The following is a 24,839-nucleotide window of genomic DNA, read 5'->3' on the forward strand; positions in this document are numbered from 1 at the left end:
GCTCGTAGCCGGTCATCGCCAGGAACGTCGGGGCCCGCCCGTAGCTCTTCATCCCGACCACATAGAAGCCGGGTTCGGGGTGGGTGAGCTCGGCGACGCCGTGCGGGTAGACGGTCCCGCACGAGTGCACGTTCGGGTCGATCAGCGGGGCGAGCGCGGTCGGGGCCTGCAGCACCGGGTCGAGGTCGAGACGGATTTCCGAGAGCCACGACAGGTCCGGCCGGAAGCCGGTCGAGGCGATGACCTCGTCCACCGCCTCGAGGCGGGCGCCGGTATCGGACACCATGACGACCTGACCGTCGGTGGCGGGTTCGACGGCGGCGGTGCGGAACCCGGTGACCACGGTGAGCAGCCCGTCGTCGACGGCCTTTTTCGCGCGCAGTCCCAGGGCGCCGCGGGCAGGCAGTTGGTCGTCCTGGCCGCCGCCGAACGCGGCGCCGACCTCGCCGCGGCGCACCGCCCAGGTCAGCCGGGTGCCGGGGTCGGTGCGGGCGAGCTCGGCCAGCGCCACGATCGCGTTGAGTGCCGAGTGGCCGCTACCGGCGATGACGGTGTGCCGGCCGGCGTAGCGGTCGCGCACCGCATCGTCGCCCAGGTCGGGGACGCGGTAAGTGATCTTCTCGGCTGCGGCGCGTTCCCCGAGGGCGGGCAGGCCTTCGCCGCCGAGCGGGTTGGGAGTGCCCCAGGTGCCGGAGGCATCGAGGACGGCGCGGGCGAGCAGGCGGGTTTCCGTGCCGTCGCGGTGGCGCACGTGCACCGACAGGGGTTCGGTGTCGCGGCCGGCGTCGACGATGCGGTCGCGGCCGCGGCGAGCGATGCCGACGACCTCGTGATCGAGGCGGACCGCGTCACCGAGAGCATCCGCCAGTGGGGTCAGGTACTGCCCGGCCCAGTCCTGGCCGGTGGGGTAGGCGTCGTCCTCGGGCGCGGTCCAGCCGGTGGTGTCGAGGAGGCGGCGGGCGGCGGGGTCGATCAGTTCGGCCCAGCGGGAGAAGGTGCGGACGCTGTGCCATTGCGTGATGGCGGCTCCGGCGGCGTCGCCGCGTTCGAGCACCAGCGGTTCGAGGCCGCGTTCGCGCAGGTGGGCGGCGGCGGCCAGGCCGATCGGTCCCGCTCCGACGACGACAATGGGCAACTCGCTCATGACAGATCCTTTCATCGATGGGTATCGATCTAATCTGCTGTCAGAGTATCGATGGTCGTCGATGTATGCAACCATCGATGCCGATCGATATAGTGGGGGTATGACAGCACTCGGTCTACCGATCACGGCGACCCCCGGCGCGGAGGTGGACCTCGACGCCCTGAGCCCGCAGGACGCGGCCACCTACGCCGGATGGTTCGCCTGCCTGGCCGAACCCACGCGGGTGCGGCTGCTGCACCACGTTGCCGCGCATCCGTCCGGCATCACCGTCGGCGAGCTCGCCGACAGGCTTGGGATCGGCCAGCCCACCATCTCCCATCACGTCCGCAAACTCGCCGACGTCGGCTTCGTCACCACCGGCAAACAGGGCACCAGCACCGTGGTGCGGATCAACCCGAGCTGCTGCAGCGACCTGCCCAGTGCCGCCGATGCGGTCATGGGGGTGCTCACCGCCCGCCCGTGCTGCCCCGAGGACGTCCCCGCCGACGTGGCCGTGCGCCCACTCGCAGGCGGTGACTGGGAGGCGGTGCGCCGCATCTACGCCGACGGCATCGCCACCGGCGCCGCGACGTTCACCACCGAAGTCCCCAGCCGCGACCACCTCGAGCACCAGTGGTTGCCCGAGCATCGCTGGGTCGCCGAGATCGACGGACAGGTCGTCGGCTGGGCAGCCTTGAGCCCGGTATCGAACCGCGAGTGCTATCGGGGGGTGGCCGAAAATTCGGTGTATGTCGGCGACGGCATGCGCGGGCGCGGCGTCGGCAAGGCCCTGCTGCGCACCCAGGTCATCGCCGCCGATCAGGGCGGATTGTGGACGCTGCAGACCTCGATTTTCCCGGAGAACCGGGCCAGCCTGGCGCTGCACCATTCGGCGGGTTTCCGCACCGTGGGGGTGCGCGAACGCATCGGCCGGCTCGACGGCATCTGGCGCGACACCGTGCTGCTCGAACGCCGCTCCGAGGCCGTTCCCGCCACCGAGAACCAGTGAGAGCGAATCGGGTGGAGATGGACATCGAACTGCCGTACTTCGACGGCTGCCCGAACTGGGAGCTGATGCGCGACCGCCTCGCCGAGGCCCTGGCAGCGACCGGCAACGCCGGTACCCCGATCCGGCTGCGCCGTATCGAGACCCCGGAGGCCGCCGAGCGCGTCGCCTTCCCCGGATCCCCGACCATCCGCATCGACGGGACCGATCCGTTCGGCCCCACCGAGGGCGTCGGATTGACGTGCCGCGTCTACCGCACCGCCGACGGGCACGGGGGTGTCCCGAGCACCGCCGATCTGATCACCGTGCTGCGGCAGGCCGAACACCGGTAGAGACCGGGTATCGGCTTGACCTTCGAGTCGACTCGAGGGTTCACCGTCGCGGAGTGAGCATGCTCCTCCGGGGTCAGTTCAGCGGATAGAGCATCTGGGCGGTCGCGGCGTAGGCGGTGTCGAAGTCGACGGCCAGCACTGCCTCGACCGGCCCGAGCACCGCGCGTGGCTCCCAAGCCTGGCCGGTGCGGCTACGCCACGCGGTGCCGGCGGTGTCGATACCCCACAACGAGCCATCCGGCGCCGCGGACAGCAACGCCAGCGGTGGGGCGTCCGGCACCACGGCGAAGGTGAGCCCGCCGTCGATGCTGTGCTGCAACCCGGCGGTAGTGGTCGCCCACACCCCGGCGTCGGTGACGGCGAGGGCGGCCGCGGCCACCGGGGCGCCCGCGGTCCAGCTGCTGCCGCCGTCGGTGGAGGTCAGCAATCCGGTGACGCCGTCGAAGCCGACCAGCAGCTCACCGTCGGTGGCCAAGGCGTGAAAATCCACCTCGCCGCTCAAGGATTTGGGTATCCAGGTGTGGCCGCCATCAGTGCTGTCGATCAGCCCCAGCGGATTCGGCGCCGAACTCGACGCCCCCGGATGCCCGGAGGCGAACAGACGGTCGGTGCCCGGCGCCCCGGTCAGTCCCATGAAGTCGTCGTCGGAGACGCCGACGCGGGTGGTGCGCCCGTTGTCGGCGATCTCGACGAGGCCGGTGTGGGTACCGGCCAGCACCACACCGCCGGAATCGAGGTGCAGACCGTGCAGATGATCGAGGGCCGGTTCCAACGCGACGCCGGGCACCTCCGAGACCGCCGCCGGCTCGGTGGTCGTGGTGGATTGTTCACCGGTCGCACAGCCGGCGAGCACAGCCACCGCAGCAACAGGCACCAGGACACGCGCCCACCGGCGCAGGGAAAAACTCGACATGAGAAGAAGGAACTCGTTTCGGATCGATCGGACGGCGGTTCAGGTACGAGCCAGACGGGTGGGGTCGAGGTCGAGGCGGCGCAACAGTTGGGCGTTGAGCGCCACGACGATGGTCGAGACGGACATGAGGATCGCGGCGACCGCGGGGGAGATCGCAACCCCGGCGAAGGCCAGCACCCCGGCGGCCAGTGGCACGGCGATGACGTTGTAGCCGGTGGCCCACACCAGGTTCTGCCACATCTTGCGGTAGCTGGCATGCGAGAGTGCGATGATCGACAGCACCGCCCGCGGATCGTTCGCCGCCAGCACGACCCCGGCGGATTCGATGGCCACATCGGTGCCGGCACCGATCGCGACACCGACATCGGCGCGGGCCAATGCGGGGGCGTCGTTGACCCCGTCCCCGACCATCGCAACCTTGTGCCCGCGATTCTGTAGTTCGGTGACCTTGGCGTCCTTGTGCTCGGGCAGCACCTCGGCGAACACCTCGTCGATCCCGAGGTCGGCGGCCACCGCGTCGGCGACCTGCCGGGCGTCGCCGGTGATCATGGCGACCTTGACCCCACGGGCGTGCAGGGCATCGATGGCCTGACGGGATTCTTCGCGCACGGCATCTTCGAGCGCGACGGCACCGAGCACCCGGTCCCCGTGGGCCAGATGCAGTACCGAGGCCCCGCGCCGGACCCATCCGGCAGTGACCGCGGTGATGTCCTCGGGCACCGACAGGTGCCGGTCGGCCAGCATGGCCGGTCCGCCGACCGTCACCTCGGTGTCGTCGACGAGCGCGCGGACCCCGCGGCCGGGCAAGGACCGAAAGTCGGTGGCGGTGACCTGCGCGGCGGCCGGGACCCGAGTTTCCGCAGCGGCGACGATGGCTCGGGCAACGGGGTGCTCGCTGTCGGCCTCGACCGCCGCAGCGAGCGCCAACAGGTCTTCTTCGGAGGTGCCGGCCGTGGCGACCACACCGGTGACCTGATGCCGACCCTGGGTCAAGGTGCCGGTCTTGTCGAACAGCACCACATCGACGGTGCGCATGCGTTCGAGCGAGAGCCGGTCCTTGACCAGCACCCCCGATTTGGCGGCGCGTTCGGTGGAAATCGCGATCACCAAAGGGATCGCCAATCCGAGAGCGTGGGGGCAGGCGATGACGAGCACGGTGACGGTGCGCACCACCGCTTCGTCGACGTTACCGACGAGCAGCGTCCAGACCGCGAAGGTGAGGACGCCGGCGATGGTGGCGAAGTAGAACAGGAACGCCGCGGCCTTGTCCGCCAGCGCCTGGGCACGGGACGAGGAGGCCTGCGCGTCGGCGACCATCCGCTGGATGCCGGCCAGGGCGGTGTTCTCGCCGACCGCGGTGATGCGCACCCGCAGGGCGCTGTCGGTCGCGACGGTGCCGGCGACCACCGTGTCACCCACTTCGCGGGTGACCGCCTTGGATTCGCCGGTGATCATCGATTCGTCGACCTCGGCGCGGCCGTCGGTGACGGTGCCGTCGGCGGGCACCCGGGCTCCGGCGCGCACGAGCACCAGATCCCCGAGCGCCAGTTCCGACAAGGGCACGTCGGTGGTGCCGGTCTCGGTGATTTTCTCGGCGGTGTCCGGCAGCATCGCGGCGAGCGCGTCGAGGGCGCCGGAGGCCGAGCCGAGGGCACGCATCTCGAGCCAATGCCCGAGCAGCATGATCACGATCAGCAGGGCCAGTTCCCACCAGAAGTCCAGGTTGAACCCGCCGAGACCCAAAGTGGTGACCCACGAGGCGAGGAACGCGACGCTGATCGCCATGGCGATCAGCAGCATCATCCCGGGCCGGCGTGAGCGGAGTTCGGCCCAGCCGCCGGTGAGGAACGGCATGCCGCCGTAAACGAAGATCACCGTGCCCAGCACCGGGGGAATCCATATGGCCCCAGGGAAATTCGGCATGGTGTAGCCGAGCAGGTCGGCGACCATGTGACTGAAGAACACCACCGGTATCGACAGCACCAGCGACACCCAGAACCGGCGGCGGAACATTTCTCCGTGTGCCCCGTGCCCGGCATGCCGATCGTGACCATCGTGCCCGGTGTGCTCACCCGGCCCGGCGTGAGCATCATGCTCGTCGGGGGGCGGGCTCTGGACCTCGGCGCCGTGAACGTGTCCGGCGGGCGCCGGGTCCGGGTGGGGGTGTCCGTGCTGCGGGTGCGACATCGCAAAGCCTCCTGGGGTGGCGGGCCGAGTGGAAACCGGGTGGTACCGGTTACAGGGTGGTCAGCAACTGGCGCATGGTCTCGATCTCCCGCTGCTGGGTCTCGACGATGGTGCGGGCCATCTCGACGGCGTCGGGGTACTGCCCGTCTCGGATCACGGCTTCGGCCATGTCGATCGCCCCTTCGTGGTGGGTGATCATGTGGGTCAGGAACAGACGGGTGGCCTCGGTGCCCTGCGCGTCGGACAGAGCCTGCATATCCTGCGCGCTCATCATGCCGCCCATGCCGCCCATGCCGCCCATGCCACCCATACCGGGCATGTCGTCCGAATCGGGCATGCCGCGGCCCATACCGGGCATAGAGGTCATGGGCATGGAGGTCATTCCGGGCATGTTGTGCCCCGGCCCGGGCATGCCACCCGGCATCTGCGGTTCGCCCCACTGTTCGAGCCAGGAGTTCATCTCATCGATCTCCGGGCCTTGGGCGGCCTTGATCTGTTCGGCCAGGGCGGTCACCTCCTCGGGGATACCTTCTTTGGCGAGGAGCATGTCGCTCATCTCGATCGCCTGGGCATGGTGCGGGATCATCATGCGCGCGAACATCACATCGGATTGATTGTGCGGTGCCGTGTCGTCGGCGGCGGAGGTGGTGGCCGAGGTGGTGGCGCTCGATGTGGCGGCGGTGGTGCCGGTGTCGGAGTCGCTGCACGCGGCTGCGGTGAACACCACCGCGAGCGCCATGGCGCCGACGGCGAGAGTCTTCTTGTTCATGAGTGGATCCTTTCCTCGAACGGTCAGAGCCCAGGTGAACCAACGACGGGGTATCCCCGCAGCCGGCGCACCCCGGACTAGGCCAGGTAGGACACGGTGGTCATCATTCCGGCTTCCTGGTGATACGCGTTGTGGCAGTGCAGCGCCCACTGGCCCGGGTTGTCGGTGTCGAATTCGATCTCCACGGTGCGCATCGGCCCGATCGTGACGGTGTCCTTGCGCAGGCCGGTGTCGGTGAGCGCGAAGGTGTGGCCGTGCAGGTGCATCGGGTGGAACATGTCCGACATGTTCCGCATCCGCATGCGCACCCGCTGCCCTTCGGCCACGTTCAGCGGCGGGATGTCGGGGTGGGCGCGGCCGTTGAGGGTCCACCGGTACGGCGACATGGTCCCTCCCATGTCCACGCTGTGATACACATCGTGTTCCTTCTCAGCCAGGCGCACATAGTCCCGGGGCGCGAGGTCGGTGCCGAGCAGCACCTGCCGGTCCAGCTCGCCCGGGCGGGTCTGTGCGGGCAGCGCGCCGGTGGCGGTGCGCACCAGCGCCTGCCCGTGCCCGGTCTTGCCTTCGGCCTGCGCGAACAGGGGGAAGACGCCGTCGCCGAGGGTGACGAGCACATCGACACGCTCACCCATGCCGAGCAGCAGCGCATCGGTGTCGTGCGGCACGACGGGGAAGCCGTCGGTGTGGGTCACGGTCATCCGGTGCCCACCGAGCGCGACGCGGAACGCGGTGTCCGCGCCGGCGTTGATGAACCGGATCCGTGCCCGCTGCCCGGGTGTCGCGGTCAAGACCATCGGATCCTCCGGGACCCGTCCGCCGACCAGGAAAAGCGGATAGCTCACGTCCCCGGCGCCGCCGAGCAGCGGGGAGAGCATCGTCTCCGCCCCCATATCCATCCCGCCCATACCGCCCATGGCGCCGTGGTCCATCCCGCCCATCGAGGCGTCGCCACTCTCGCCGGTGGCGCCGATGCCGAGGTCGCGGGCCACATCGTCGGGGGTGCGGCCGGTGCCGTCGAGCCAGTCGTCGAGCACCACGATCCACTCGTGGTCATAGTCGCCGGGCTCATTCGGATCGTCGATGATCAGGGCGCCGTAGAGGCCGCGATCGAGCTGCAATCCCGAATGCGAGTGGTAGAAGTACGTGCCCGGATCCGGGACGGTGAACTCGTAGGCGAACCGCGCCCCGGCGGCGATCGGGTCCTGGGTCAGCCCGGGCACTCCGTCCATGTCGTTGCTCAACGCCAGCCCATGCCAATGCACACTCGTCTGCGCCGGCAGCTGGTTGTCCACGTCCACCCGCAGCAGATCCCCGGCGCGGGCACGCACCAGCGGACCAGGAAGAGTGTCGTCGTATCCCCAGGTCGAGACGATGCGCCCGCCGAGGTCCACCTCGACCGGACGCGGCGTCAACCGCGCCGAGACCATCTGCTGACCCGGGCGACGGCGTTGTTGCTCGAGACGGCGCACCGCAGTCGACGAGGGCTGCACGGGGGCGCCGGTCGGTGAGCCCGACCCGGAACAGGCCATCAGGACTCCGGCTCCGGCAAGTATTGATCCGAGAAGGAAGGATCGACGGCCGAGTTCAGTCATGAACCTGCCCCCGCCGGTGCTCGACCGACGTGGTGTCGCCGGGGTGCATCAGCAGCCGGCGACGGGCCACGAATTCCTCGGAGTCGATGTCACCGCGGGCGAACCGCGCCTCGAGCAGCCGCAGCGGATCGGACTCCGGGCTGGTGCGGCCAGGCCCGTTTGCGCGGTCGGTGCGGAACATCATGGCCACCAGATAGATCACCACCGCCCAGAATGCGAACATGCACACGGCCATGACGATCCATCCGGTCCAGGTCAGCTCACCTGCCCAGCCCATCATGGTCGCCTCCTTTCTCCGGTTCGTGCCTTCAGCCTGGTGTGCCTACCCCTGGATTCCTGTGGAGGTCGTATGAAGATTTGCTCAAGAAGCCCCACGGCATCGTCGACAGTGGTGCCCGCTGGTGAAGATGGACACCATGGACTCCTCCGCTCGCACTCCCACCGCGACCAGCGATCCTGCGGCGCCGCCGCGCCCGTCGACCGGGTTGCGGGCGATGGTCGTCGAGGACGAGGCACCGTTGGCGAACCTGATCGGCTCGTATCTCGAACGCGACGGGTTCGAGACCGCGATTACCGGTGACGGCGCCGACGCCGTCACCCTCGCCCGGCAGGTCGACCCCGATGTCGTGGTCCTCGATCTGGGGCTGCCTCATCTGGACGGGGTTGAGGTGTGCCGGCAACTGCGGACCTTCTCCGACGCTTATGTCGTGATGCTCACCGCCCGCACCGAAGAAATCGATACCCTCATCGGGTTGTCCGTGGGCGCGGATGACTACATGAGCAAACCGTTCAGCCCCCGCGAATTGATGGCCCGCATCCAGGCCATGCTGCGCCGTCCCCGCACCGGTATCGCCGCACCGGCCGAGGCCGCCCCCGGCCTGATCCGCAGCGTCGGGGACCTGGTCATCGATGTGGACGGACGGGAAGTCACCGTCGCCGGGCTGCCGGTGTCCTTGACCCGCACCGAATTCGACGTCCTGGCCGCCCTGGCCCGCGATCCCGGTGTTGTGCTGACCCGTGCCCAGTTGATCGAGGCGGTGTGGGGGCCGAGCTGGACCGGCGACGACCACCTGGTCGACGTGCACATCGGTCATCTGCGCCGCAAACTCGGCGACGATGTCGTCCGCGGCCGCTACGTGCGCACCGTCCGCGGTGTGGGCTACCGGATGGGCACCGGAGCATGAATCCCCAGAGCCCCGCTCCACGAGGGTCGGTACGGCGGGCACTGGCCGGGTCGAGTTTCGGCACCCGGCTGTTCCTCGCCTTGACCGTGGTGGTGGTCGGCTGCGCCGTCAGCGCCTGGCTCGTCGCTTCCGCCCTCGCGCCCGGCATCTTCCATGATCACCTCGGTCAGGCCGGCATCGACCACAACTCGAGTCAGGCCGCCCATGTCGAAGAGGCGTTCGCCTGGGCGATCGTCCTGGCGTGGGGTCTGGCGGTCGCGGTCGCGGTGCTGCTGGCGTTGGCGGTGAGCTGGTATATCACCCGCCGTGTTCAACGCTCGTTGACCGCGGTGACCACCTCGACCGCCCGGATCGCCGGCGGCCGGTACGACACTCGCGTGTCCAGCCCCGGTCTCGGCCGCGAATTCGACGACCTTGCCCTGACCGTCAACGAACTCGCCCGCCGCCTCGAGGCCACCGAGGCCACCCGCCGCCGGATGCTCGCCGATCTCGGCCACGAGATGCGCACCCCGATCGCTACCCTCGACTCCTACCTCGAAGCCCTCGACGACGGCGTCCGCACCCTCGACGACGACACCCGACAGATCCTCCGCGCCGCCACCCACCGGCTGGGTCGTCTCGCCCAGGACATCACCGCGGTCTCGCGCGCCGAAGAACACCTCACCCGCATCCGGCCGGTGCCCACCACCACCGGCGCCCTGGTCACCGCCGCGGTCGATGCGGTGCGCGAACGGTACGAGAGCAAAGGCGTCGCACTGCACAGCCGGATCACCGACTCGATGGTCGTGTCGGTCGATCCCGACCGGCTCGGGCAGGTCCTGGGCAACCTGCTCGACAATGCCCTGCGCCACACCGCTTGTGGCGGCACGGTCACGGTCACCAGCAGACGAGCGAACCGCGATCGGGTGGAGATCACGGTGGCCGACACCGGTGAGGGCATTGCTCCTGAGCACCTCGACCACCTCTTCGATCGCTTCTACCGCGCCGATACTGCCCGCGATCGCCGACACGGCGGCAGCGGTATCGGCCTGACCATCACCCGTGCCCTCGTCGAAGCCCACCACGGGCGCATCCGAGCACACAGTGACGGGCCGGGCCGTGGGGCACGCTTTACGATCGAACTGCCCGTCATTGCAGTCTGACCTCGGAGTCTTCGGTGTTGCCGTATCCGGCACATCTCAATCCGTGGACTCACGACCTCCGAGTGCGGGCCCTCGACTGGGGGACTGAACGCCTCCGCCATGTTTGTTGTCGTCGGCGCCGACGGACCACCTCTGTCAGGCGTGGGCGCCGTCGGGAACGAGCTCGGCGATCAGCGCCTCGACCTTGGCTTTGATCTCGTCGCGGATCGGACGCACCGCCTCGACCCCTTGCCCGGCCGGATCCTCGAGCACCCAATCCCGATAGGACTTGCCCGGAAACACCGGGCACGTGTCGCCGCACCCCATGGTGATCACCACATCGGAGGCCTGCACCGCGTCGACGGTGAGGATCTTCGGGTTCTGCGCGGAAATGTCGATACCCACCTCGGCCATCGCCTCGACGGCGGCCGGGTTGACCTGCTCGGCCGGTGCGGAGCCTGCGGAACGGACCTCGACCCGGTCGCCGGCCAGCGCGGTGAGGAATCCCGCGGCCATCTGGGAACGGCCGGCGTTGTGCACACACACGAACAACACCGAGGGTGTGCGTGCGGTCGAGGAATCGGTGGTCATGAAAACAGACGTCCTTTCGAAGAGAATTCAGGCAGAAACGGTGTCGAGTTCGGCCAGCAAAGCCTGCACGCGAGTGTCGATATCGTCGCGGACGGCGCGTACCGTCTCGAGCGACTCGTCGTTCGGATCGAGCAACGACCAGTCGAGGTAGCGCTTACCCGGATACACCGCGCACGCGTCGCCGCACCCCATGGTGATCACCACATCGGCGGCTGCCACCACATCGTCGGTCAGGGGTTTGGGATATTCGCCGCCGAGATTGAGCCCGATCTCGGCCATCGCCTCGACCACGACAGGATGAATCGTCGCCGCAGGAGCCGATCCGGCGGAGCGCACGTGCACCCGCCCCGCGCCGTGATGAGCCAGCAATGCCGCGGCCATCTGCGAGCGTCCGCTGTTGCGCACGCACACGAACAGCACCTCCGGCACATCCTTCGGCACGGCCCCTTCGGCCTGCGCCAAAGCAGTGAGACGTTCACCGGCGAAGCGGGTGGCCAGCGAGGGCAGATGCGTGTGGATCTTGGCGGTGCGCCGCAGCGCCGCATACGACTCGAACACCATCCGCTCGACGGTCTGCGCCGAGAACACCCCGGCATACTTCTCGGCGAGATGCTCCGCAGCGCGGTGCAGCACCGCCTGAGGCATCAGTAGTTCCGGCTGGGCAGCGTGCTGGGACATCATCGACTCCTGACGTGATCGGTCCTTACGACACAGCGGGGGCGGGCGAACGGGTAAAACGTTTCCGCAGGGCGAGCGAGACATAGATCAGAGCCACGAGGACGGGCACCTCGATCAGCGGACCCACCACCCCGGCCAAAGCCTGACCGGAGGTAACACCGAAAGTGCCGATCGCCACCGCGATGGCGAGCTCGAAGTTGTTTCCGGCAGCGGTGAACGCCAACGTGGTGGTGCGCTCATAACCCAGGCCGACCGCAGCACCGAACAGGAACCCACCACCCCACATGAGGATGAAGTACGCGAGCAGCGGCAACGCGATCCGTACGACGTCCCACGGCCGCGAGGTGATCTGTTCACCCTGCAGGGCGAACAGGATCACGATCGTGAACAACAGTCCGTAGAGCGCCCACGGTCCGATCTTCGGCAGGAACGTGTCCTCATACCACTGGCGGCCCTTGGCTTTCTCGCCGAAGTGGCGGGTCAAGAAGCCGGCGACCAGAGGGATGCCGAGGAAGATCAGCACCGATTTCGCGATCTGCCACGGGGAGACGTCGAGGGTGGTCTGTTCGAGTCCGAGCCAGCCGGGCAGGATCGACAGGTAGAACCAGCCGAGGACGGCGAACATGATCACCTGGAAGACGGAGTTGATCGCGACCAGTACGGCGGCGGCTTCGCGGTCGCCGCACGCGAGGTCGTTCCAGATGATGACCATCGCGATGCAGCGGGCCAGGCCGACGATGATCAGGCCGGTGCGGTATTCGGGCAGGTCGGGCAGCAGTAGCCAGGCGAGGGCGAACATCAGCGCCGGGCCGAGCACCCAGTTGAGGATCAGCGACGAGATCAACAGCTTGCGATCGCCCGTGACGGTGTCGAGGCGGTCGTAGCGCACCTTCGCAAGCACCGGATACATCATGATCAACAGGCCCAGCGCGATCGGCAGGGAAATGTTGTCGATCTCGATGACGCTCAACGCGTCCCCGAGCCCAGGGATCAGGCGGCCGAGCAGCAGACCGACGACCATGGCGATGCCGATCCACACGGCCAGGAACCGGTCGAGGACCGACATCTTGCCGGCGACGGACCGGTGTTCAGTGGTGGTCACGAGACGGCCTCCTCGAAAGGTTCGGCCGGTGCGCAGGTGCAGGCCGAACCGGGCAACACCCCGGATTCGGTGGCGAGCACCGCGGACAGTTGCTCGAGGGCGGCGGGGATCACCCGGTAGTACACCCAGGTGCCGCGGCGCTCACAGTCGAGAAGTCCGGCTTCACGCAGCACCTTGAGGTGATGCGAGATGGTCGGTTGCGACAGATCGAACGCGGGGCTGATGTCGCACACACAGCTCTCGCCGCCCTGGTGGCTGGCGATCATGCTGAGCATGCGCAGCCGCACCGGATCACCGAGGGCCTTGAACATGCGGGCCAGGTCGGTGGCCCAATCCGAGGTGAGCGGCTCACGGGCGAGCGGCGGGCAGCACGGCTCGGCCTCACTCGACAGCTGATTCGACATGCGTCTATATTGACTGTTATCAATCCAGTCGTCAAACGGGAAGGGACCTCCACGTGCCCACTGCTTCGGTGCTGTTCGTGTGCGTCAAGAACGGCGGCAAATCCCAGATGGCGGCCGCCCTCATGCGTAAGACCACAGGCGACCGGATCGCCGTCCATTCCGCCGGCACCACGCCCGGATCGTCGCTGAACGCACTGTCGATGCAGGTCCTCGGCGAGGTCGGCGCCCCCACCGCAGGCGAGTATCCCAAGCCGATCGACCCGCAGCTCCTCACCGAAGTCGACCTGGTGGTCACCCTCGGCGGCGAAGCCCACGTCGATGCGCCCACCGGGGTACGCGTGGAGAACTGGGACACCGATGAGCCGTCCGAACGCGGCATCGACGGCATCGAGCGGATGCGCCTGGTCCGCGACGACATCGCCGTCCGCGTCGAGGACCTCGCTACCCGGCTGCTTTCCGACGCCGACGCCCGATAACCGAGTTCGTCCCGGAACTCTGTTCGCCCTCGAGCACTGAAGGAATACCTGATACCTATGAGCACCATCGCAGTCTTCGAACCGGCCCTGTGCTGCAACACCGGCGTGTGCGGCGAGGACCTCGACCAGAACCTGGTCACCTTCACCGCCGACATGGCCGCGCTGACCGAGCAGGGCGCCACCATCACCCGCCACAACCTGGCCAACGACCCACTCTCGTTCGCCCACAACGAGACCGTCAAGAAATTCCTCGAACTCGCCGGATCCGACGGGCTGCCGCTCGTGCTCGTCGACGACGTCACCGTCGCTACCGGCCGCTACCCGACCCGCACCGAACTCGCCACCTGGGCCGGCCTCGAGGTACCCGCGCCGCCGTCCGGCGTGACCATGCTCGGGCTCGCCGACGACAACGACTCCTGCTGCACACCGGGCGAGTCCACCTGCTGCTGACCATGTAGATCCGTATCCCGCCCGCCGATACCCGTCCGACGAGGAGTACCTGTTTTCATGGCTGCCGCCGACCTCACGTTCCTGACCGACCCGCCCCGGTTCGTGTTCTTCACCGGTAAAGGTGGGGTCGGTAAGACCTCCATCGCGTGCGCGTCGGCGCTGCGCCTGGCCCGGGCTGGCAAGAAGGTGCTGCTCGTCTCGACCGACCCCGCCTCCAACGTCGGGCAGGTCTTCGGTCTGAGCATCGGCAACACGATCACCGAGGTCCCCGCGGCGGCGGGGCTCTGCGCGCTCGAGATCGACCCCGAGCAGGCCGCCGCCGCCTACCGCGAACGCATCGTCGGCCCTGTCCGCGGACTGCTCCCGGATGCGGAGATCGCCTCGATCACCGAACAGCTGTCCGGCTCGTGCACCACCGAAGTCGCCTCGTTCGACGAATTCACCTCGCTGCTCACCGATCCCGACGACCGGGTCGCCGGGTTCGATCACGTGCTGTTCGACACCGCCCCCACCGGCCACACCATCCGACTGCTGCAACTACCCGGCAACTGGACCGAATTCCTCGACCACGGCAAAGGCGACGCATCCTGCCTCGGACCGCTCGCCGGGCTCGACAAGCAGAAAGCCATGTACGCCGGCGCGGTCGAGGCCTTGTCAGACCCCGGCCGCACCCGCCTGGTGCTCGTGGCACGCGCGAACCGCGCCGCTCTGGCCGAGATCGCCAGCACCCAGCGCGAACTCGCCGCGATCGGCATGACCGGACAGCATGTGGTCGTCAACGGCGTGCTGCCCGACCCGGCCGACGACACCGACCCACTGGCTACCGCCGTGTACCAGCGTGAACAGGCCGCACTGGCGGGTCGCGGCGCCGCGATCGCCGCGCTGCCCACCGATCTGGTGGAACTCAAGCCGGTCAACATGGTCGGCCTCGACGCTTTGAGCACCCTGTTCGACACCACCACCACGGCAATGACCACCGGGACCGATCCGGGGCTTGCCGCGGTCGCCGACGCCCCGTTAGCGGATCTGGTCGATGCGATCGAGGCCGACGGGCCCGGACTGGTGATGTGCATGGGCAAAGGCGGGGTCGGCAAAACCACTGTTGCCGCCGCGATCGCGGTGGCCCTGGCCTGCCGTGGCCACGATGTACATCTGACCACCACCGACCCCGCCGCGCATCTGACCGAGACTCTCGCCGGGGAACTCGACCACCTCGAGGTCTCCCGCATCGACCCTCATGAAGCGAGCGAGACCTACCGCGACCGGGTGCTGGCCACCAAAGGTGCCGGGCTCGATGAGGCCGGCCGCGCCACTCTCGCCGAGGACCTGCTCTCCCCGTGCACCGAGGAGGTCGCGGTGTTCCAGGCCTTTTCGAAGGTCATCCACGAATCACGCCGCAAGTTCGTCGTCGTCGATACTGCCCCCACAGGCCACACGTTATTGCTGCTCGATGCGACCGGGTCGTATCACCGGGAGATCGCCCGGCAGATGGGCGATGGCGGGCGCTTCATCACCCCGCTGATGCGGCTGCAGGACCCGGCGCAGACCAAGATCGTGCTGGTCACTCTTGCCGAGACCACCCCGGTGCTCGAGGCGGCCGGTTTGCAGGATGATCTGCGGCGCGCCGGTATCGCACCGTGGGCGTGGGTGGTCAACAATTCCCTGGCCGCCGCAGAACCGACCGCGCCGTTGCTGCGGCAGCGGGCGGTCGCCGAATTGGAGCAGATCGACACGGTTGGGGGTGAGCTCGCCGATCGGTGCGCGGTGATTCCGCTGGCCGTCAGCGAACCGGTCGGAATCGCAGCCCTCGAATCGCTCACCACCGCACAGTTGCAGCCCTCATCAGTGCGGTAGCCCTCTACAGGGCAGCCACTGGAAGTCTTCCGTGGAAGTCTCCGACCGGTCTCTCCGTGATCCTGACCTACCAGCCGTTCGATTCTCGGAATTCGATGCTGGGACAGATTGGGTCTGTCATGCATTCGGTGGGGCTGCGGAAGTCACCAGGAGAGTTCGTGGCAGCGGCCCTCGCCGTCGTGGGGTTCGACCTGCAAGGTGGCATGTTCGAGGTGGAAGCGTTCTGCCAACAGAGTTTGTGCTGCTGTGAGCACCGCAGTGGAGTCGGTGCCGGACTCGGTGACCAGATGCGCGGAGGCCACCTCCATTCCCGAGGTAAGAGTCCAGACATGCAGGTCGTGGGACTCGTGTACTCCGGGAAGAGCATCGAGTGCCGCGTTGACCTCGGTGATGTCGATACTCTTCGGTGCTTGCTGGAGCAGAATGCCGATTGCATGTCGGCCGAGGTTGTAGGCCCGCGGCAGGACAAAGAACCCGATAGCGACACCGATGATCGGATCGGCATACCGCCAGCCGAACACGAGGGTCACCACACCACTGACGAGCACGCCCACCGAGCCGAGCATGTCGGCAAGGACTTCCAGGTAAGCCCCGCGCACATTGAGGCTCTCCTTGGCCCCGTCGCGCAGCAGAAGAAACGAGATCACGTTCATGGTCAGGCCGACCACAGCGACGATGGTGACGGGAAGGCCGGGGACCTCGGGCGGCTCGGACAGCCGGTGGAGGGCCTCGTAGAGAATCCAGAGGGCGACGCCGAACAGTAGGAGCGCGTTGAGCAGGGCGGCGAACACCTCGGTGCGGTACAGGCCGAAGGTGCGGTTCGGTCGGCTGCGGGCGCGTTGCGCGACGGTGATGGCCGTAACTGCCATCAAGATGCCGAACACGTCGGTGAACACATGCGCGGAGTCGGACAGCAAAGCCAGCGACGAGGTGGATAACCCGACGACGAGTTGGATCACGAAGGTCGTCAGTCCGAGGGCCACGGCGATCCACAGTCGTCGGACGTGTCGACCGGAGGCGCTGGTGGCCTGGCCGGGGGAAATACCATGTCCGTGTCCGTGGCTCATCGCGGCACCTTTCCGTTGACGACATGAACAATATTGTCATATGCGCATCTATGCATGCAATGCACCTGAGGGGGGTGAGGATCAGCGATGAACTATCTTTCATAGTATTTCGGCGGCGAGGCACGCGCCTGCAGGTTCGGCCGGCGGGAACGGGCGAACAACGGACGAGTGAGGTTTTCCGTGGCAGGCACTAAGAGAGCTGTAGTCGGCGTGATGACCGGCTGGACAGTAGGGGCGGCGCTGGTAGCGACCGCCTTGGCGGCCGTATCGAGCAGTGAGGTTCTGCGGTTGCTCGGGCTGCCCGATCCCGGGGTGTTGACGAGGTACGGCCTTCCGGCCGCCACCGCGATAGGGGAAGTGGCGGCGGTGGTGATGATCGGGTCGCTGCTGGTTGCGGCGGTGCTGGTACCGCCGCAACGGTCCGGGGTGCTCGATGTCGACGGATACCGGGCGGTGCGCACTGCGGGAGCGGCTGCAGCGCTGTGGGCCGGATCCGCGGTGGCGCTCGTTCCTCTGACGTTGTCGGATACCTCGGGCCAGCCGCTGAGTACCGTGTTCGCCGATCCGCTCCCGTTCGTACAGGCGGTGGGGCAAATCGAGGTCGCCACCGCGTGGGTGTGGACCGCCGGTCTGGCCGCTGTCGTGGGGCTGGGATCTCGCCTCGTGCTGCAGCATCGGTGGACGCCGGTGCTGCTGGTGATGGCGGTGCTGAGCTTGATGCCCCGTGCGTTGACCGGACATTCCTCGGCAGGGGGATCGCATGACCTGGCCACTAACAGTCTGGTGTTGCATCTGGTGGCGGCCGGTCTCTGGGTCGGTGGATTGGCGGCGCTGGTGCTGCACGCTGTGCGCGGAGGTGGGCACCTGGATGTGGCCACGCGCCGGTTCTCCGCGATGGCGACGGTGGCCTTCGTGGTGATGGCCGCCTCGGGGACGGTCAACGCCCTGGTGCGAGTTCCGATCGGGCAACTGCTGTCCGGCCCGTACGGATTCGTGGTGATGGCCAAGGTGCTCGCATTCGCCGTGGTGGGGTGGCTGGGGTGGCGCCAGCGGACGGTGGCCGTCACTGCTCTGGCTGCCGACCCGTCGAATCGGGGCCCGTTCGTACGGTTGGCGTTGATCGAGTCGGCAGTGCTGGCCGTCACGGTCGGGCTCGGGGTGGCATTGGGTCGCACGCCGCCGCCGCAGGGTGAACGCGGCGCACCCAGCCTGGTCGAGGAAGTGCTGGGGTACGGCTTCGACGGGGCGCCGACGATGGCCCGTTTGGTGACCGAATGGCGGTTCGATCTACTGCTGGGATCCGCTGCGGTGGTGCTGGCGGCGGTCTACTTGTGGGGGGTGCGCCGACTGCGTGCCTCGGGAAAGCACTGGCCGGTGGGTCGGATCGTCTCCTGGCTGCTCGGCTGTGTCGTGCTGCTTGTGGCGACCTCGTCGGGCGTCGGGCGCTACGCTCCAGCGGCATTCAGTGTGCACCTCGCCGCGACGGCGGCGCTGGCGATCGTGGTACCGCTGTGCCTGGTACTGGGAGCTCCGCTCACCTTGGCGGCAGCGACGGTGCGGCCTTGCTCGGGCGGCGCAGTTCCGGGCGCCCGCGACTGGATGCGGGCGCTGTTCACCAGCACCGCTCTGCGGTGGATGACTCACCCGGCGGTCACGGTGACCGTGTTCCTGGGCACCTTCTATGTGCTGTATCTCGGGGGGATGTACGACGGACTTGCCGGGTCGCACACCGCGCATGTGTCGATCAATGTGTGGCTGCTGATGGTGGGAGGGGTGTTCTTCTGGAGCATCGTGGGCATCGATCCGGTGCCCCGCCCGCCGGCGCCGGTGGTGCGGGTGGCCGCGGCGGGAGCGGCGCTGGCCGGGTATGCGTTCTTCCTGGTGGCCGTGATCATGGCGGATTTCGTGGTTGCCGGCGAGTTCTACGATTCGCTGCGACTGGGGTGGTTCGACGACCTGGCGGCCGATCAGCGGCTCGGGGGCAACCTGGCGTGGGGTGTCGGTGAGTTGCCGCTGCTGCTGGCGACGGTGCTCGCGATCGTGCAGTGGGGCTCTGCCGATCAGCGGCGTGCTCGTCGGCGTGACGAGCAGGTCGCTCACACCGGTGACGACGAACTCGCCTCCTACAACGCCATGCTGCACAGCTTGTCTGATCCGGAGAGCGCCGCCGACGGCCGCGGCCGGAATAGTTCCAGATCATGACCATCCACGGGGATTGCACACCGACCGGTTATTGAAACTATGCAACATAGTAGTACGGTGTCGATGTCCGTCACCGTTTCGTTATCACGCGAGCGGGTGCCTTCCTGAGGATGCATCTTGGCCCGACACCGTAGACCAGAACCCGAACTCGCTGATCCCCGCCGCTTTCGCTGTGATACTCCGACCTGGCGTCGTCCCGAGCCGACCGAGACCGTCGACGCGGGCAGGACGATCGAGTCCGTTGCGCCGACACCGCCGGTCCTGGACTCGGACGCACGTCTCGATGCCGAGAACCGGGAGTCCCCCGAAGAGCAGGCGGAGACCGACGTGCCCGCCCCGCTCCGGAGCGCAGGCGCACATCGCCGGACGAGCGCAGGGGCCAGCGGACGTGTCCTGGCAGTGTCGGTGGCTGCCGGGGCATTGTTTGCGGCCACGACCTCGAGTGCCCACGCCGCGTCGGTCCATCCCGCGGCCGTCGAAGAATTCGAGACCGCACCGGAGCCGTCGACCCCGCCGGAATCGCTCTCGCAGGCGCCGCAGGTGCTGCAGGTGGCGCAGGTACCGACTCTGGCGGACTTCGCGGACCAACTCGACCGGGCTCGGCTGCGCGAAGAGCGCCGGCTCGCGCGAGAGGCCGAGGCACGGCGCCCGAAGACGCTGATGCCTGTCAGTGGCACGCTCACCTCGAGTGTCGGGCCGCGATGGGGAACCACCCACTACGGTCTCGACATCGCCAACACGATCGGCACCCCCATCGTCTCGGTGACCGACGGCACGGTACTCGAGGCCGGGCCGGCCTCCGGTTTCGGCCTGTGGGTGCGAGTTCTGCAGGACGACGGCACCATCGGGGTGTACGGGCACATCGACCAGGCCTTGGTCTCTGCGGGACAGCGTGTGCGTGCCGGTGAGCAGATCGCCACTGTCGGCAACCGAGGGCAGTCGACCGGACCGCATCTGCACTACGAGGTCTGGGAGCCGGACGGTCGTAAAGGGGATCCCATGGCATGGTTGAGCGCACGAGGAGTTCAGGTCGCGCCGGATGCGCGCGCATAGGTAGCGCATGGATAAGGGATGATCGGTGAATGTCTGCGAGGGGAGCCATGAATAGGTTGGGGGGCCTCGAGGCCGAGGTGATGAACGAACTGTGGTCGACCGAGGATCCGCAGTCGGTGCACGATCTCGTCGATCGGCTCAGCGAACGCAAAGAGTTCGCCTACACCACCATCTTGACCGTGGTCACCCACCTATACGAGAAGGGGTGGGTGCAACGAGAAAAGCGTAGTCGCGCGTATTTCTACTCGCCCTCCCGCAGCCGGGAAGAGGCGACCTCCGAGGCGCTGCGTGCGCTGCTCGACAGCAGCGCCGACCCCAGCGCAGTGCTGCTGCATTTCGCCAAGACGGTCAGTGACCGCGAATACGATGCCCTGCGCCGGGGTAGGACGAACCGGACCGCCGACCAATGACATTGGCCCTGGTCCTGCTGCTGGGCGCTGCTCTGATCTCGATCGCCGCACCGCGGATGCTCGCCCGGCTCGCCGGCACCTCCCTGCCTCCAGGAGTCCTGCTGGCTGCCTGGCTCGGCAGCCTGGGCGGGGCGCTGTTTCTCGGGGCTTCTGCGGTGGTCACCTTGGCCTGGCCCGACCATGCGCCCGCTGAGACCGCGGTCGAAGCCGTGGTGCGATGTTTTACCGCCATGTCACATGCGGTGCAGCCGTGGATCACCGAAACCATGGCAGCAGTCGGGGCTCTGGGATTGCTCGCCGTGGTGGTCCGAGCCGGGATCCTGGGTCGGCGATACGCCCGCGAGCAGACCCGTCTGCGCACCTACCACCGGGATGTGGTCGCCATCGTCGCCCGATCCCGCGACAACGATGTGATGTGGCTTGCACACCCGATGCCGATGGCCTACAGCGTCGCCGGCCGACCCGGGTTCGTCGTCGCCACGGACGGGTTGTCGGATTTCCTGACCACGGGTGAACGCGACGCGGTGCTCGCCCACGAACGGGCGCACCTGCGAGGCGGTCACCACCTCATCGTCACCACGTGCGACATCCTCGCTGCGGTCTTCCCGGTCGTGCCCTTGTTCGCGTCCGCCCCGTCCGCGGTCAAAACTCTGGTCGAACTCACCGCAGATCAGCACGCTGCCCACGCCACCAGCACAGCAACCGTGTGCTCGGCGCTGACCGTGGTCTCCGCATCGACACTGTCGCAGCCGGCCGGGACCCTGGGGCTGAGCAACGAGACGACGCTGCGGCTGCGCACCCTGAACCTCAGCTGGCGGACCCGATGGCCGCGGCTGTCGTACGCGACTGCCGCAGCGTTGTCGGTGACCATGCCCATGGCCACCGCGCTGGCGGGGCTGGCCGTGATCTCTGCGTCGGTGTGCCTGGTCGCCACCACGGTCTGATCCACCCTAAAAACTATGCTGCGTAGTAATTAGGTACGCTCGTGACGTCTCATCGTTGTGCGCACGCGCAAAAACCGGATCGGACAGCACCTCATGACCGCTCTCGCCCCACCACCCTTACCTGCCGCCACCCGTCCGATGCCGGCGCGGCGCAGACCCAAGGGCGCCTTCCTCTACAAGATGATCACCACGACAGACCCGAAGGTTCTGGGTCTGATGTATCTGGTGACCTCGTTCGCGTTCTTCGGGGCCGGCGGACTGATGGCGCTGTTCATGCGCAGCGAGCTCGCCGTACCCGGTCTGCAGTTCCTGTCGAACGAGCAGTACAACCAGCTGTTCACCATGCACGGCACGATCATGTTGCTGATGTATGCCACCCCGGTGGTGTTCGGTTTCGCCAACTACATCCTGCCGCTGCAGATCGGGGCACCCGATGTCGCCTTTCCCCGCTTGAATGCCTTCAGCTACTGGCTGTATCTGTTCGGTTCCCTCATCGCTGTCAGCGGTTTCCTCACCCCGGGCGGGGCCGCCGACTTCGGGTGGACGGCCTACGCGCCGTTGAGCTCGGAACTGCATTCGCCGGGGATGGGCGCCAACCTGTGGGTCGTGGGTCTGGTCGTGTCCGGTCTGGGCACCATCTTGGGCGCGGTCAACTTCATCACCACCGTCGTGTGCATGCGTGCCCCGGGGATGACGATGTTCCGGATGTCGATCTTCACCTGGAACATCTTCATCACCTCGATCCTGATCCTGCTCGCCTTCCCGCTGCTGACCGCGGCGCTGATGGGCTTGCTGTACGACCGAATGCTCGGCGGGTACATCTTCGATCCCGCCACCGGCGGTGTGTTGCTCTGGCAGCACATGTTCTGGTTCTTCGGCCACCCCGAGGTCTACATCATCGCGCTGCCGTTCTTCGGTATCGTCTCCGAGATCTTCCCGGTGTTCTCCCGCAAACCGATCTTCGGCTACACCGGTCTGGTCTATGCCACCTTGGGCATTGCCGCGCTGTCGATCGCGGTGTGGGCGCACCACATGTACGCCACCGGCGCAGTACTGCTGCCGTTCTTCTCGTTCATGACCTTCCTGATCGCCATCCCCACCGGCGTGAAATTCTTCAACTGGATCGGCACCATGTGGCGAGGCCAGCTGACATTCGAGACGCCCATGCTGTTTTCCGTCGGGTTCTTGATCACCTTCCTGTTCGGCGGTCTGTCCGGCGTCATCCTGGCCTCCCCTCCGATGGACTTCCAGCTGCACGACTCATACTTCGTGGTGGCGCACTTCCACTACGTGGTGTTCGGCACCGTGGTGTTCGCGACCTACGCCGGCGTCTACTTCTGGTTCCCGAAGATGACGGGCCGGATGATGGACGAGCGCCTCGGCAAGTGGCACTTCTGGTTGACCTTCATCGGCTTCCACGCCACATTCCTGGTGCAGCACTGGCTCGGCAACGAGGGCATGCCCCGCCGGTACGCCGACTATCTGCCCACCGACGGGTTCACCACCTTGAACGTGATCTCGACCATCGGCTCCTTCGTCCTGGGTGCCTCGGTGTTGCCGTTCATGTGGAACGTCTTCAAGAGCTACCGCTACGGCCGGATCGTGACCGTCGACGACCCGTGGGGCTACGGAAACTCGCTCGAATGGGCCACCACCTGCCCGCCGCCGCGCCACAACTTCACCGAGCTACCGCCGATCCGCTCCGAACGACCTGCGTTCGAGCTGCACTACCCGCACATGGTCAAACGCATGCGAGACGAGGCGCACGTGGGATTCAGCGGTGCACCCAAGAGCACCACGATCGTCGATCGTGATCCTGCCGAGCTGCAGAGCTCCGGCGAGCCATCGACACACAGCGACACCTCGACACCTACCGACGCGAAAGAATAGTCGTTCGCCGTCTCGGCGCCGAAAGATCGGAAAACACTGTTGAAGACCAACATGCCGGTGGTGACTGTGCCGGCAACAGACCGGGCCACCGCGGCATTGGCCGACTGGGTCATCAGGGACCTGACCGCGTTGATGCTCGAGCATGCCGGACTTCCGGATCCTCAGAGGCTGCGTCGCCTGCCGACCGTCACTGCCGCCCACATCGGCAAGCCGAGCAAACTGCGTCGGCATGTGCGCGCGTTGGAACAGGTTCTGGGACAGGTGAACCGGCACCTCCATGCCAGCACGCCTCCCTGTGGGTACGGCGCCCAGGCGGCCCCTGCCGTGCCCGACGAGGTCTTCGATGTGGCGGCCGATGTGGCCGGGACCGTCGCCGACTACGGCAGCCCGGCTGCCGCTCTGGCCAATCGGGCGGTTCTGATCTCGGCTGCAGTGATCGGCGAGGGATGGGGGATGACCTCGGCAACCGAAAATTGGTCGGCTACCGCACAGTCGTATTGCGCATTCATCACGCAGCTGTGGTGCGACGAGCCGCAGGCGCAGGTGCTCGTCGATCCCGGATAGCGATCGAGGTCACTGCAGTGGGATACCCGGCCGGGCTGCGGGGCCCTGTCTCGGACGGATCGGGCTGGATCCGCCCGAGACAGGCCCGTACGGCGGCAGGCGCGGCCGGGCACTGCCCGGAACATCCCTGAATCCGAGAGGAGTGTGAGGTGAGTCAGGGGTGTTTCGCTGTCCGGGCGAGAATCCATAGGACTCGACTCTCGACCGGCCGCAGAACATCAACGTGGTCGCCGCGCATCTCACGGCCGGGCGACGCGGTCGGTGCGTCGATGTGCGCAAAGGCCAAGGTCACGGCCGGGACAACAGAGCTGTTGCTGGCCTCGTGCGGCCCGTGTCAGATCAGGGTCTGCCAGTACGGCCAGAAGGCTTCGATAACGAAGGCGAGCACAGCCAACACCCACACCGTCGGTAGTACCGAATGGTGACGGTGCAGCAGCTGCCATGTCCGCGACGGCCGGGTCGTATGCACCGCCTCGAGGTACAGCAGGCAGTACCACCAGGCGAGCACAGTCACCAGCCACACCACCATGCAGTACGGACACAACGCCCCGATCCGGTAGAGACTCTGGAATGCCAGCCAGTGCACGAAGGCGACCGCAGCACTCAGTCCGGTGAACAGGCCGTTCCAATACCATCGGGGCAAGCTGGCTCCGGCCAGGACTACGGCGGCAGTGGTGAGCACGACCGCGAAACCCATCAGCCCCAGCAGCGGGTTGGGAAAGCCGAACAATTCCGCTTGCCACGAGGTCATGATCGATCCGCAACTGATGACCGGATTGATGCTGCACGAGGGCCGATAGGTCGGATCGGCCAGCACAGCGAACTTCTCGATGGTGAGCACCAGCGAAGCGATCAGACCCGCAGTGCCGCAGACACCGAGAACCCAGCCCACCCCTTTGCGGCCGAGTGCCCGCCCCGACATTT

General features: G+C 67.3%; 25 protein-coding genes. 13 read left to right on the forward strand and 12 right to left on the reverse strand.

Going from position 1 to position 24,839, the window contains the following annotated elements; all coding sequences use genetic code 11:
* On the reverse strand, positions 1-1,144 hold a 1,144-nt coding region (locus ACFWCF_RS17085; RefSeq protein WP_378563578.1), incomplete at its 3' end, for an FAD-dependent oxidoreductase.
* A gap of 100 nt (positions 1,145-1,244) precedes the next feature.
* Between ACFWCF_RS17085 and ACFWCF_RS17090 the strand changes: the two genes are divergently transcribed.
* Complete coding sequence (locus ACFWCF_RS17090) at positions 1,245-2,132, forward strand: metalloregulator ArsR/SmtB family transcription factor (RefSeq protein WP_064063735.1); 888 nt, start codon at positions 1,245-1,247, stop codon at positions 2,130-2,132.
* A complete protein-coding gene (locus tag ACFWCF_RS17095) occupies positions 2,129-2,461 on the forward strand; it encodes a thioredoxin family protein (protein ID WP_245207826.1) in 333 nt (110 codons plus the stop codon). Before ACFWCF_RS17090 ends, ACFWCF_RS17095 begins: the two co-directional genes overlap by 4 nt.
* Positions 2,462-2,534: 73 nt before the next feature.
* Here the strand turns inward: ACFWCF_RS17095 and ACFWCF_RS17100 are convergent, their stop codons facing one another.
* The 5 genes from ACFWCF_RS17100 to ACFWCF_RS17120 all read right to left on the reverse strand — a co-directional run bounded on the left by ACFWCF_RS17100 (position 2,535) and on the right by ACFWCF_RS17120 (position 8,205).
* The gene (locus ACFWCF_RS17100; RefSeq protein ID WP_064063736.1) at positions 2,535-3,374 is read right to left on the reverse strand and encodes a F510_1955 family glycosylhydrolase; all 840 of its coding nucleotides are present in this window, start codon (positions 3,372-3,374) and stop codon (positions 2,535-2,537) included.
* A 39-nt stretch (positions 3,375-3,413) separates the two neighbouring features.
* Complete coding sequence (locus ACFWCF_RS17105) at positions 3,414-5,561, reverse strand: copper-translocating P-type ATPase (RefSeq protein ID WP_084421671.1); 2,148 nt, start codon at positions 5,559-5,561, stop codon at positions 3,414-3,416.
* A gap of 49 nt (positions 5,562-5,610) precedes the next feature.
* Positions 5,611-6,330, reverse strand: a complete 720-nt coding sequence (locus ACFWCF_RS17110; RefSeq protein WP_378563584.1) for a DUF305 domain-containing protein — start codon at positions 6,328-6,330, stop codon at positions 5,611-5,613.
* Positions 6,331-6,407: 77 nt separating this feature from the next.
* A complete protein-coding gene (locus tag ACFWCF_RS17115) occupies positions 6,408-7,925 on the reverse strand; it encodes a multicopper oxidase family protein (RefSeq protein ID WP_064063739.1) in 1,518 nt (505 codons plus the stop codon).
* On the reverse strand, positions 7,918-8,205 hold the full coding sequence (locus ACFWCF_RS17120) for an SHOCT domain-containing protein (RefSeq protein WP_064063740.1): 288 nt from the start codon (positions 8,203-8,205) through the stop codon (positions 7,918-7,920). The genes ACFWCF_RS17115 and ACFWCF_RS17120 overlap by 8 nt, the downstream gene beginning before the upstream one ends.
* A 127-nt stretch (positions 8,206-8,332) precedes the next feature.
* Between ACFWCF_RS17120 and ACFWCF_RS17125 the strand changes: the two genes are divergently transcribed.
* The gene (locus tag ACFWCF_RS17125; RefSeq protein ID WP_084421683.1) at positions 8,333-9,109 is read left to right on the forward strand and encodes a response regulator transcription factor; all 777 of its coding nucleotides are present in this window, start codon (positions 8,333-8,335) and stop codon (positions 9,107-9,109) included.
* Positions 9,106-10,251 carry a cell wall metabolism sensor histidine kinase WalK gene (locus ACFWCF_RS17130; protein ID WP_064063741.1) on the forward strand — a complete coding sequence of 382 codons (1,146 nt, stop codon included), beginning with the start codon at positions 9,106-9,108 and terminating at the stop codon, positions 10,249-10,251. The genes ACFWCF_RS17125 and ACFWCF_RS17130 overlap by 4 nt, the downstream gene beginning before the upstream one ends.
* Before the next feature lie 135 nt (positions 10,252-10,386).
* Here ACFWCF_RS17130 and ACFWCF_RS17135 read toward each other — a convergent pair whose 3' ends face one another.
* The 4 genes from ACFWCF_RS17135 to ACFWCF_RS17150 are packed head-to-tail and all read right to left on the reverse strand — an operon-like array spanning position 10,387 to position 13,005.
* On the reverse strand, positions 10,387-10,821 hold the full coding sequence (locus ACFWCF_RS17135; protein WP_064063742.1) for an arsenate reductase ArsC: 435 nt from the start codon (positions 10,819-10,821) through the stop codon (positions 10,387-10,389).
* Positions 10,822-10,848: 27 nt separating this feature from the next.
* Positions 10,849-11,499 (reverse strand): three-helix bundle dimerization domain-containing protein, encoded by a 651-nt coding sequence (locus ACFWCF_RS17140; RefSeq protein WP_378564048.1) that lies wholly within the window; start codon positions 11,497-11,499, stop codon positions 10,849-10,851.
* Between the two features lie 25 nt (positions 11,500-11,524).
* Positions 11,525-12,565: an ACR3 family arsenite efflux transporter gene (gene arsB, locus ACFWCF_RS17145; protein WP_378564051.1), complete on the reverse strand. Its 1,041-nt coding sequence runs from the start codon at positions 12,563-12,565 to the stop codon at positions 11,525-11,527.
* Between the two features lie 32 nt (positions 12,566-12,597).
* Positions 12,598-13,005: an ArsR/SmtB family transcription factor gene (locus ACFWCF_RS17150; RefSeq protein WP_378563590.1), complete on the reverse strand. Its 408-nt coding sequence runs from the start codon at positions 13,003-13,005 to the stop codon at positions 12,598-12,600.
* Positions 13,006-13,058: 53 nt separating this feature from the next.
* Here ACFWCF_RS17150 and ACFWCF_RS17155 point away from each other — a divergent pair, with 53 nt between their 5' ends.
* Genes ACFWCF_RS17155 through arsA form a run of 3 tightly spaced genes read left to right on the forward strand, consistent with a single transcriptional unit; the run spans position 13,059 to position 15,785 of the window.
* Entirely contained in the window at positions 13,059-13,481 is a 423-nt protein-coding gene (locus ACFWCF_RS17155; RefSeq protein ID WP_378563593.1) for a low molecular weight phosphatase family protein, read from the forward strand.
* Between the two features lie 57 nt (positions 13,482-13,538).
* Positions 13,539-13,931 (forward strand): arsenite efflux transporter metallochaperone ArsD, encoded by a 393-nt coding sequence (arsD, locus tag ACFWCF_RS17160; RefSeq protein WP_378563596.1) that lies wholly within the window; start codon positions 13,539-13,541, stop codon positions 13,929-13,931.
* A 57-nt stretch (positions 13,932-13,988) separates the two neighbouring features.
* A complete protein-coding gene (gene arsA, locus ACFWCF_RS17165; RefSeq protein ID WP_378563599.1) occupies positions 13,989-15,785 on the forward strand; it encodes an arsenical pump-driving ATPase in 1,797 nt (598 codons plus the stop codon).
* A gap of 143 nt (positions 15,786-15,928) precedes the next feature.
* Here arsA and ACFWCF_RS17170 read toward each other — a convergent pair whose 3' ends face one another.
* The gene (locus ACFWCF_RS17170) at positions 15,929-16,852 is read right to left on the reverse strand and encodes a cation diffusion facilitator family transporter (protein WP_378563602.1); all 924 of its coding nucleotides are present in this window, start codon (positions 16,850-16,852) and stop codon (positions 15,929-15,931) included.
* 213 nt (positions 16,853-17,065) lie between these two features.
* On the opposite strand from ACFWCF_RS17170, the gene ACFWCF_RS17175 reads away from it, so the two are divergent.
* The 6 genes from ACFWCF_RS17175 (at position 17,066) to ACFWCF_RS17200 (ending at position 23,915) form a co-directional block, all read left to right on the forward strand.
* Positions 17,066-19,054 (forward strand): cytochrome c oxidase assembly protein, encoded by a 1,989-nt coding sequence (locus ACFWCF_RS17175; RefSeq protein ID WP_378563605.1) that lies wholly within the window; start codon positions 17,066-17,068, stop codon positions 19,052-19,054.
* Between the two features lie 117 nt (positions 19,055-19,171).
* Entirely contained in the window at positions 19,172-20,107 is a 936-nt protein-coding gene (locus ACFWCF_RS17180) for a M23 family metallopeptidase (RefSeq protein WP_378563608.1), read from the forward strand.
* A gap of 47 nt (positions 20,108-20,154) precedes the next feature.
* A complete protein-coding gene (locus ACFWCF_RS17185; protein WP_378563611.1) occupies positions 20,155-20,517 on the forward strand; it encodes a BlaI/MecI/CopY family transcriptional regulator in 363 nt (120 codons plus the stop codon).
* Entirely contained in the window at positions 20,514-21,461 is a 948-nt protein-coding gene (locus tag ACFWCF_RS17190; protein WP_378563614.1) for a M56 family metallopeptidase, read from the forward strand. The genes ACFWCF_RS17185 and ACFWCF_RS17190 overlap by 4 nt, the downstream gene beginning before the upstream one ends.
* Before the next feature lie 93 nt (positions 21,462-21,554).
* Positions 21,555-23,351 (forward strand): cytochrome c oxidase subunit I, encoded by a 1,797-nt coding sequence (ctaD, locus tag ACFWCF_RS17195; protein ID WP_378563617.1) that lies wholly within the window; start codon positions 21,555-21,557, stop codon positions 23,349-23,351.
* 51 nt (positions 23,352-23,402) lie between these two features.
* The gene (locus tag ACFWCF_RS17200; protein ID WP_378564054.1) at positions 23,403-23,915 is read left to right on the forward strand and encodes a hypothetical protein; all 513 of its coding nucleotides are present in this window, start codon (positions 23,403-23,405) and stop codon (positions 23,913-23,915) included.
* Between the two features lie 334 nt (positions 23,916-24,249).
* Here the strand turns inward: ACFWCF_RS17200 and ACFWCF_RS17205 are convergent, their stop codons facing one another.
* On the reverse strand, positions 24,250-24,837 hold the full coding sequence (locus tag ACFWCF_RS17205) for a vitamin K epoxide reductase family protein (protein WP_378564058.1): 588 nt from the start codon (positions 24,835-24,837) through the stop codon (positions 24,250-24,252).
* Positions 24,838-24,839: the final 2 nt, after the last annotated feature.

It is taken from the genome of Rhodococcus sp. NPDC060090, assembly GCF_042729855.1.
Taxonomy (GTDB): domain Bacteria; phylum Actinomycetota; class Actinomycetes; order Mycobacteriales; family Mycobacteriaceae; genus Rhodococcus.

What these genes read in the sequence shown, in the direction of transcription:
- ACFWCF_RS17090 (WP_064063735.1), top strand. Translation starts at nt 1,245, where the DNA reads ATGACAGCACTCGGTCTACCGATCACGGCGACCCCCGGCGCGGAGGTG.
- ACFWCF_RS17100 (WP_064063736.1), bottom strand. Translation starts at nt 3,374, where the DNA reads ATGTCGAGTTTTTCCCTGCGCCGGTGGGCGCGTGTCCTGGTGCCTGTT.
- ACFWCF_RS17105 (WP_084421671.1), bottom strand. Translation starts at nt 5,561, where the DNA reads ATGTCGCACCCGCAGCACGGACACCCCCACCCGGACCCGGCGCCCGCC.
- ACFWCF_RS17110 (WP_378563584.1), bottom strand. Translation starts at nt 6,330, where the DNA reads ATGAACAAGAAGACTCTCGCCGTCGGCGCCATGGCGCTCGCGGTGGTG.
- ACFWCF_RS17115 (WP_064063739.1), bottom strand. Translation starts at nt 7,925, where the DNA reads ATGACTGAACTCGGCCGTCGATCCTTCCTTCTCGGATCAATACTTGCC.
- ACFWCF_RS17120 (WP_064063740.1), bottom strand. Translation starts at nt 8,205, where the DNA reads ATGATGGGCTGGGCAGGTGAGCTGACCTGGACCGGATGGATCGTCATG.
- ACFWCF_RS17125 (WP_084421683.1), top strand. Translation starts at nt 8,333, where the DNA reads ATGGACACCATGGACTCCTCCGCTCGCACTCCCACCGCGACCAGCGAT.
- ACFWCF_RS17130 (WP_064063741.1), top strand. Translation starts at nt 9,106, where the DNA reads ATGAATCCCCAGAGCCCCGCTCCACGAGGGTCGGTACGGCGGGCACTG.
- ACFWCF_RS17135 (WP_064063742.1), bottom strand. Translation starts at nt 10,821, where the DNA reads ATGACCACCGATTCCTCGACCGCACGCACACCCTCGGTGTTGTTCGTG.
- ACFWCF_RS17140 (WP_378564048.1), bottom strand. Translation starts at nt 11,499, where the DNA reads ATGTCCCAGCACGCTGCCCAGCCGGAACTACTGATGCCTCAGGCGGTG.
- arsB (WP_378564051.1), bottom strand. Translation starts at nt 12,565, where the DNA reads ATGTCGGTCCTCGACCGGTTCCTGGCCGTGTGGATCGGCATCGCCATG.
- ACFWCF_RS17150 (WP_378563590.1), bottom strand. Translation starts at nt 13,005, where the DNA reads ATGTCGAATCAGCTGTCGAGTGAGGCCGAGCCGTGCTGCCCGCCGCTC.
- arsD (WP_378563596.1), top strand. Translation starts at nt 13,539, where the DNA reads ATGAGCACCATCGCAGTCTTCGAACCGGCCCTGTGCTGCAACACCGGC.
- arsA (WP_378563599.1), top strand. Translation starts at nt 13,989, where the DNA reads ATGGCTGCCGCCGACCTCACGTTCCTGACCGACCCGCCCCGGTTCGTG.
- ACFWCF_RS17170 (WP_378563602.1), bottom strand. Translation starts at nt 16,852, where the DNA reads ATGAGCCACGGACACGGACATGGTATTTCCCCCGGCCAGGCCACCAGC.
- ACFWCF_RS17175 (WP_378563605.1), top strand. Translation starts at nt 17,066, where the DNA reads ATGACCGGCTGGACAGTAGGGGCGGCGCTGGTAGCGACCGCCTTGGCG.
- ACFWCF_RS17185 (WP_378563611.1), top strand. Translation starts at nt 20,155, where the DNA reads ATGAATAGGTTGGGGGGCCTCGAGGCCGAGGTGATGAACGAACTGTGG.
- ACFWCF_RS17190 (WP_378563614.1), top strand. Translation starts at nt 20,514, where the DNA reads ATGACATTGGCCCTGGTCCTGCTGCTGGGCGCTGCTCTGATCTCGATC.
- ctaD (WP_378563617.1), top strand. Translation starts at nt 21,555, where the DNA reads ATGACCGCTCTCGCCCCACCACCCTTACCTGCCGCCACCCGTCCGATG.
- ACFWCF_RS17200 (WP_378564054.1), top strand. Translation starts at nt 23,403, where the DNA reads ATGCCGGTGGTGACTGTGCCGGCAACAGACCGGGCCACCGCGGCATTG.
- ACFWCF_RS17205 (WP_378564058.1), bottom strand. Translation starts at nt 24,837, where the DNA reads ATGTCGGGGCGGGCACTCGGCCGCAAAGGGGTGGGCTGGGTTCTCGGT.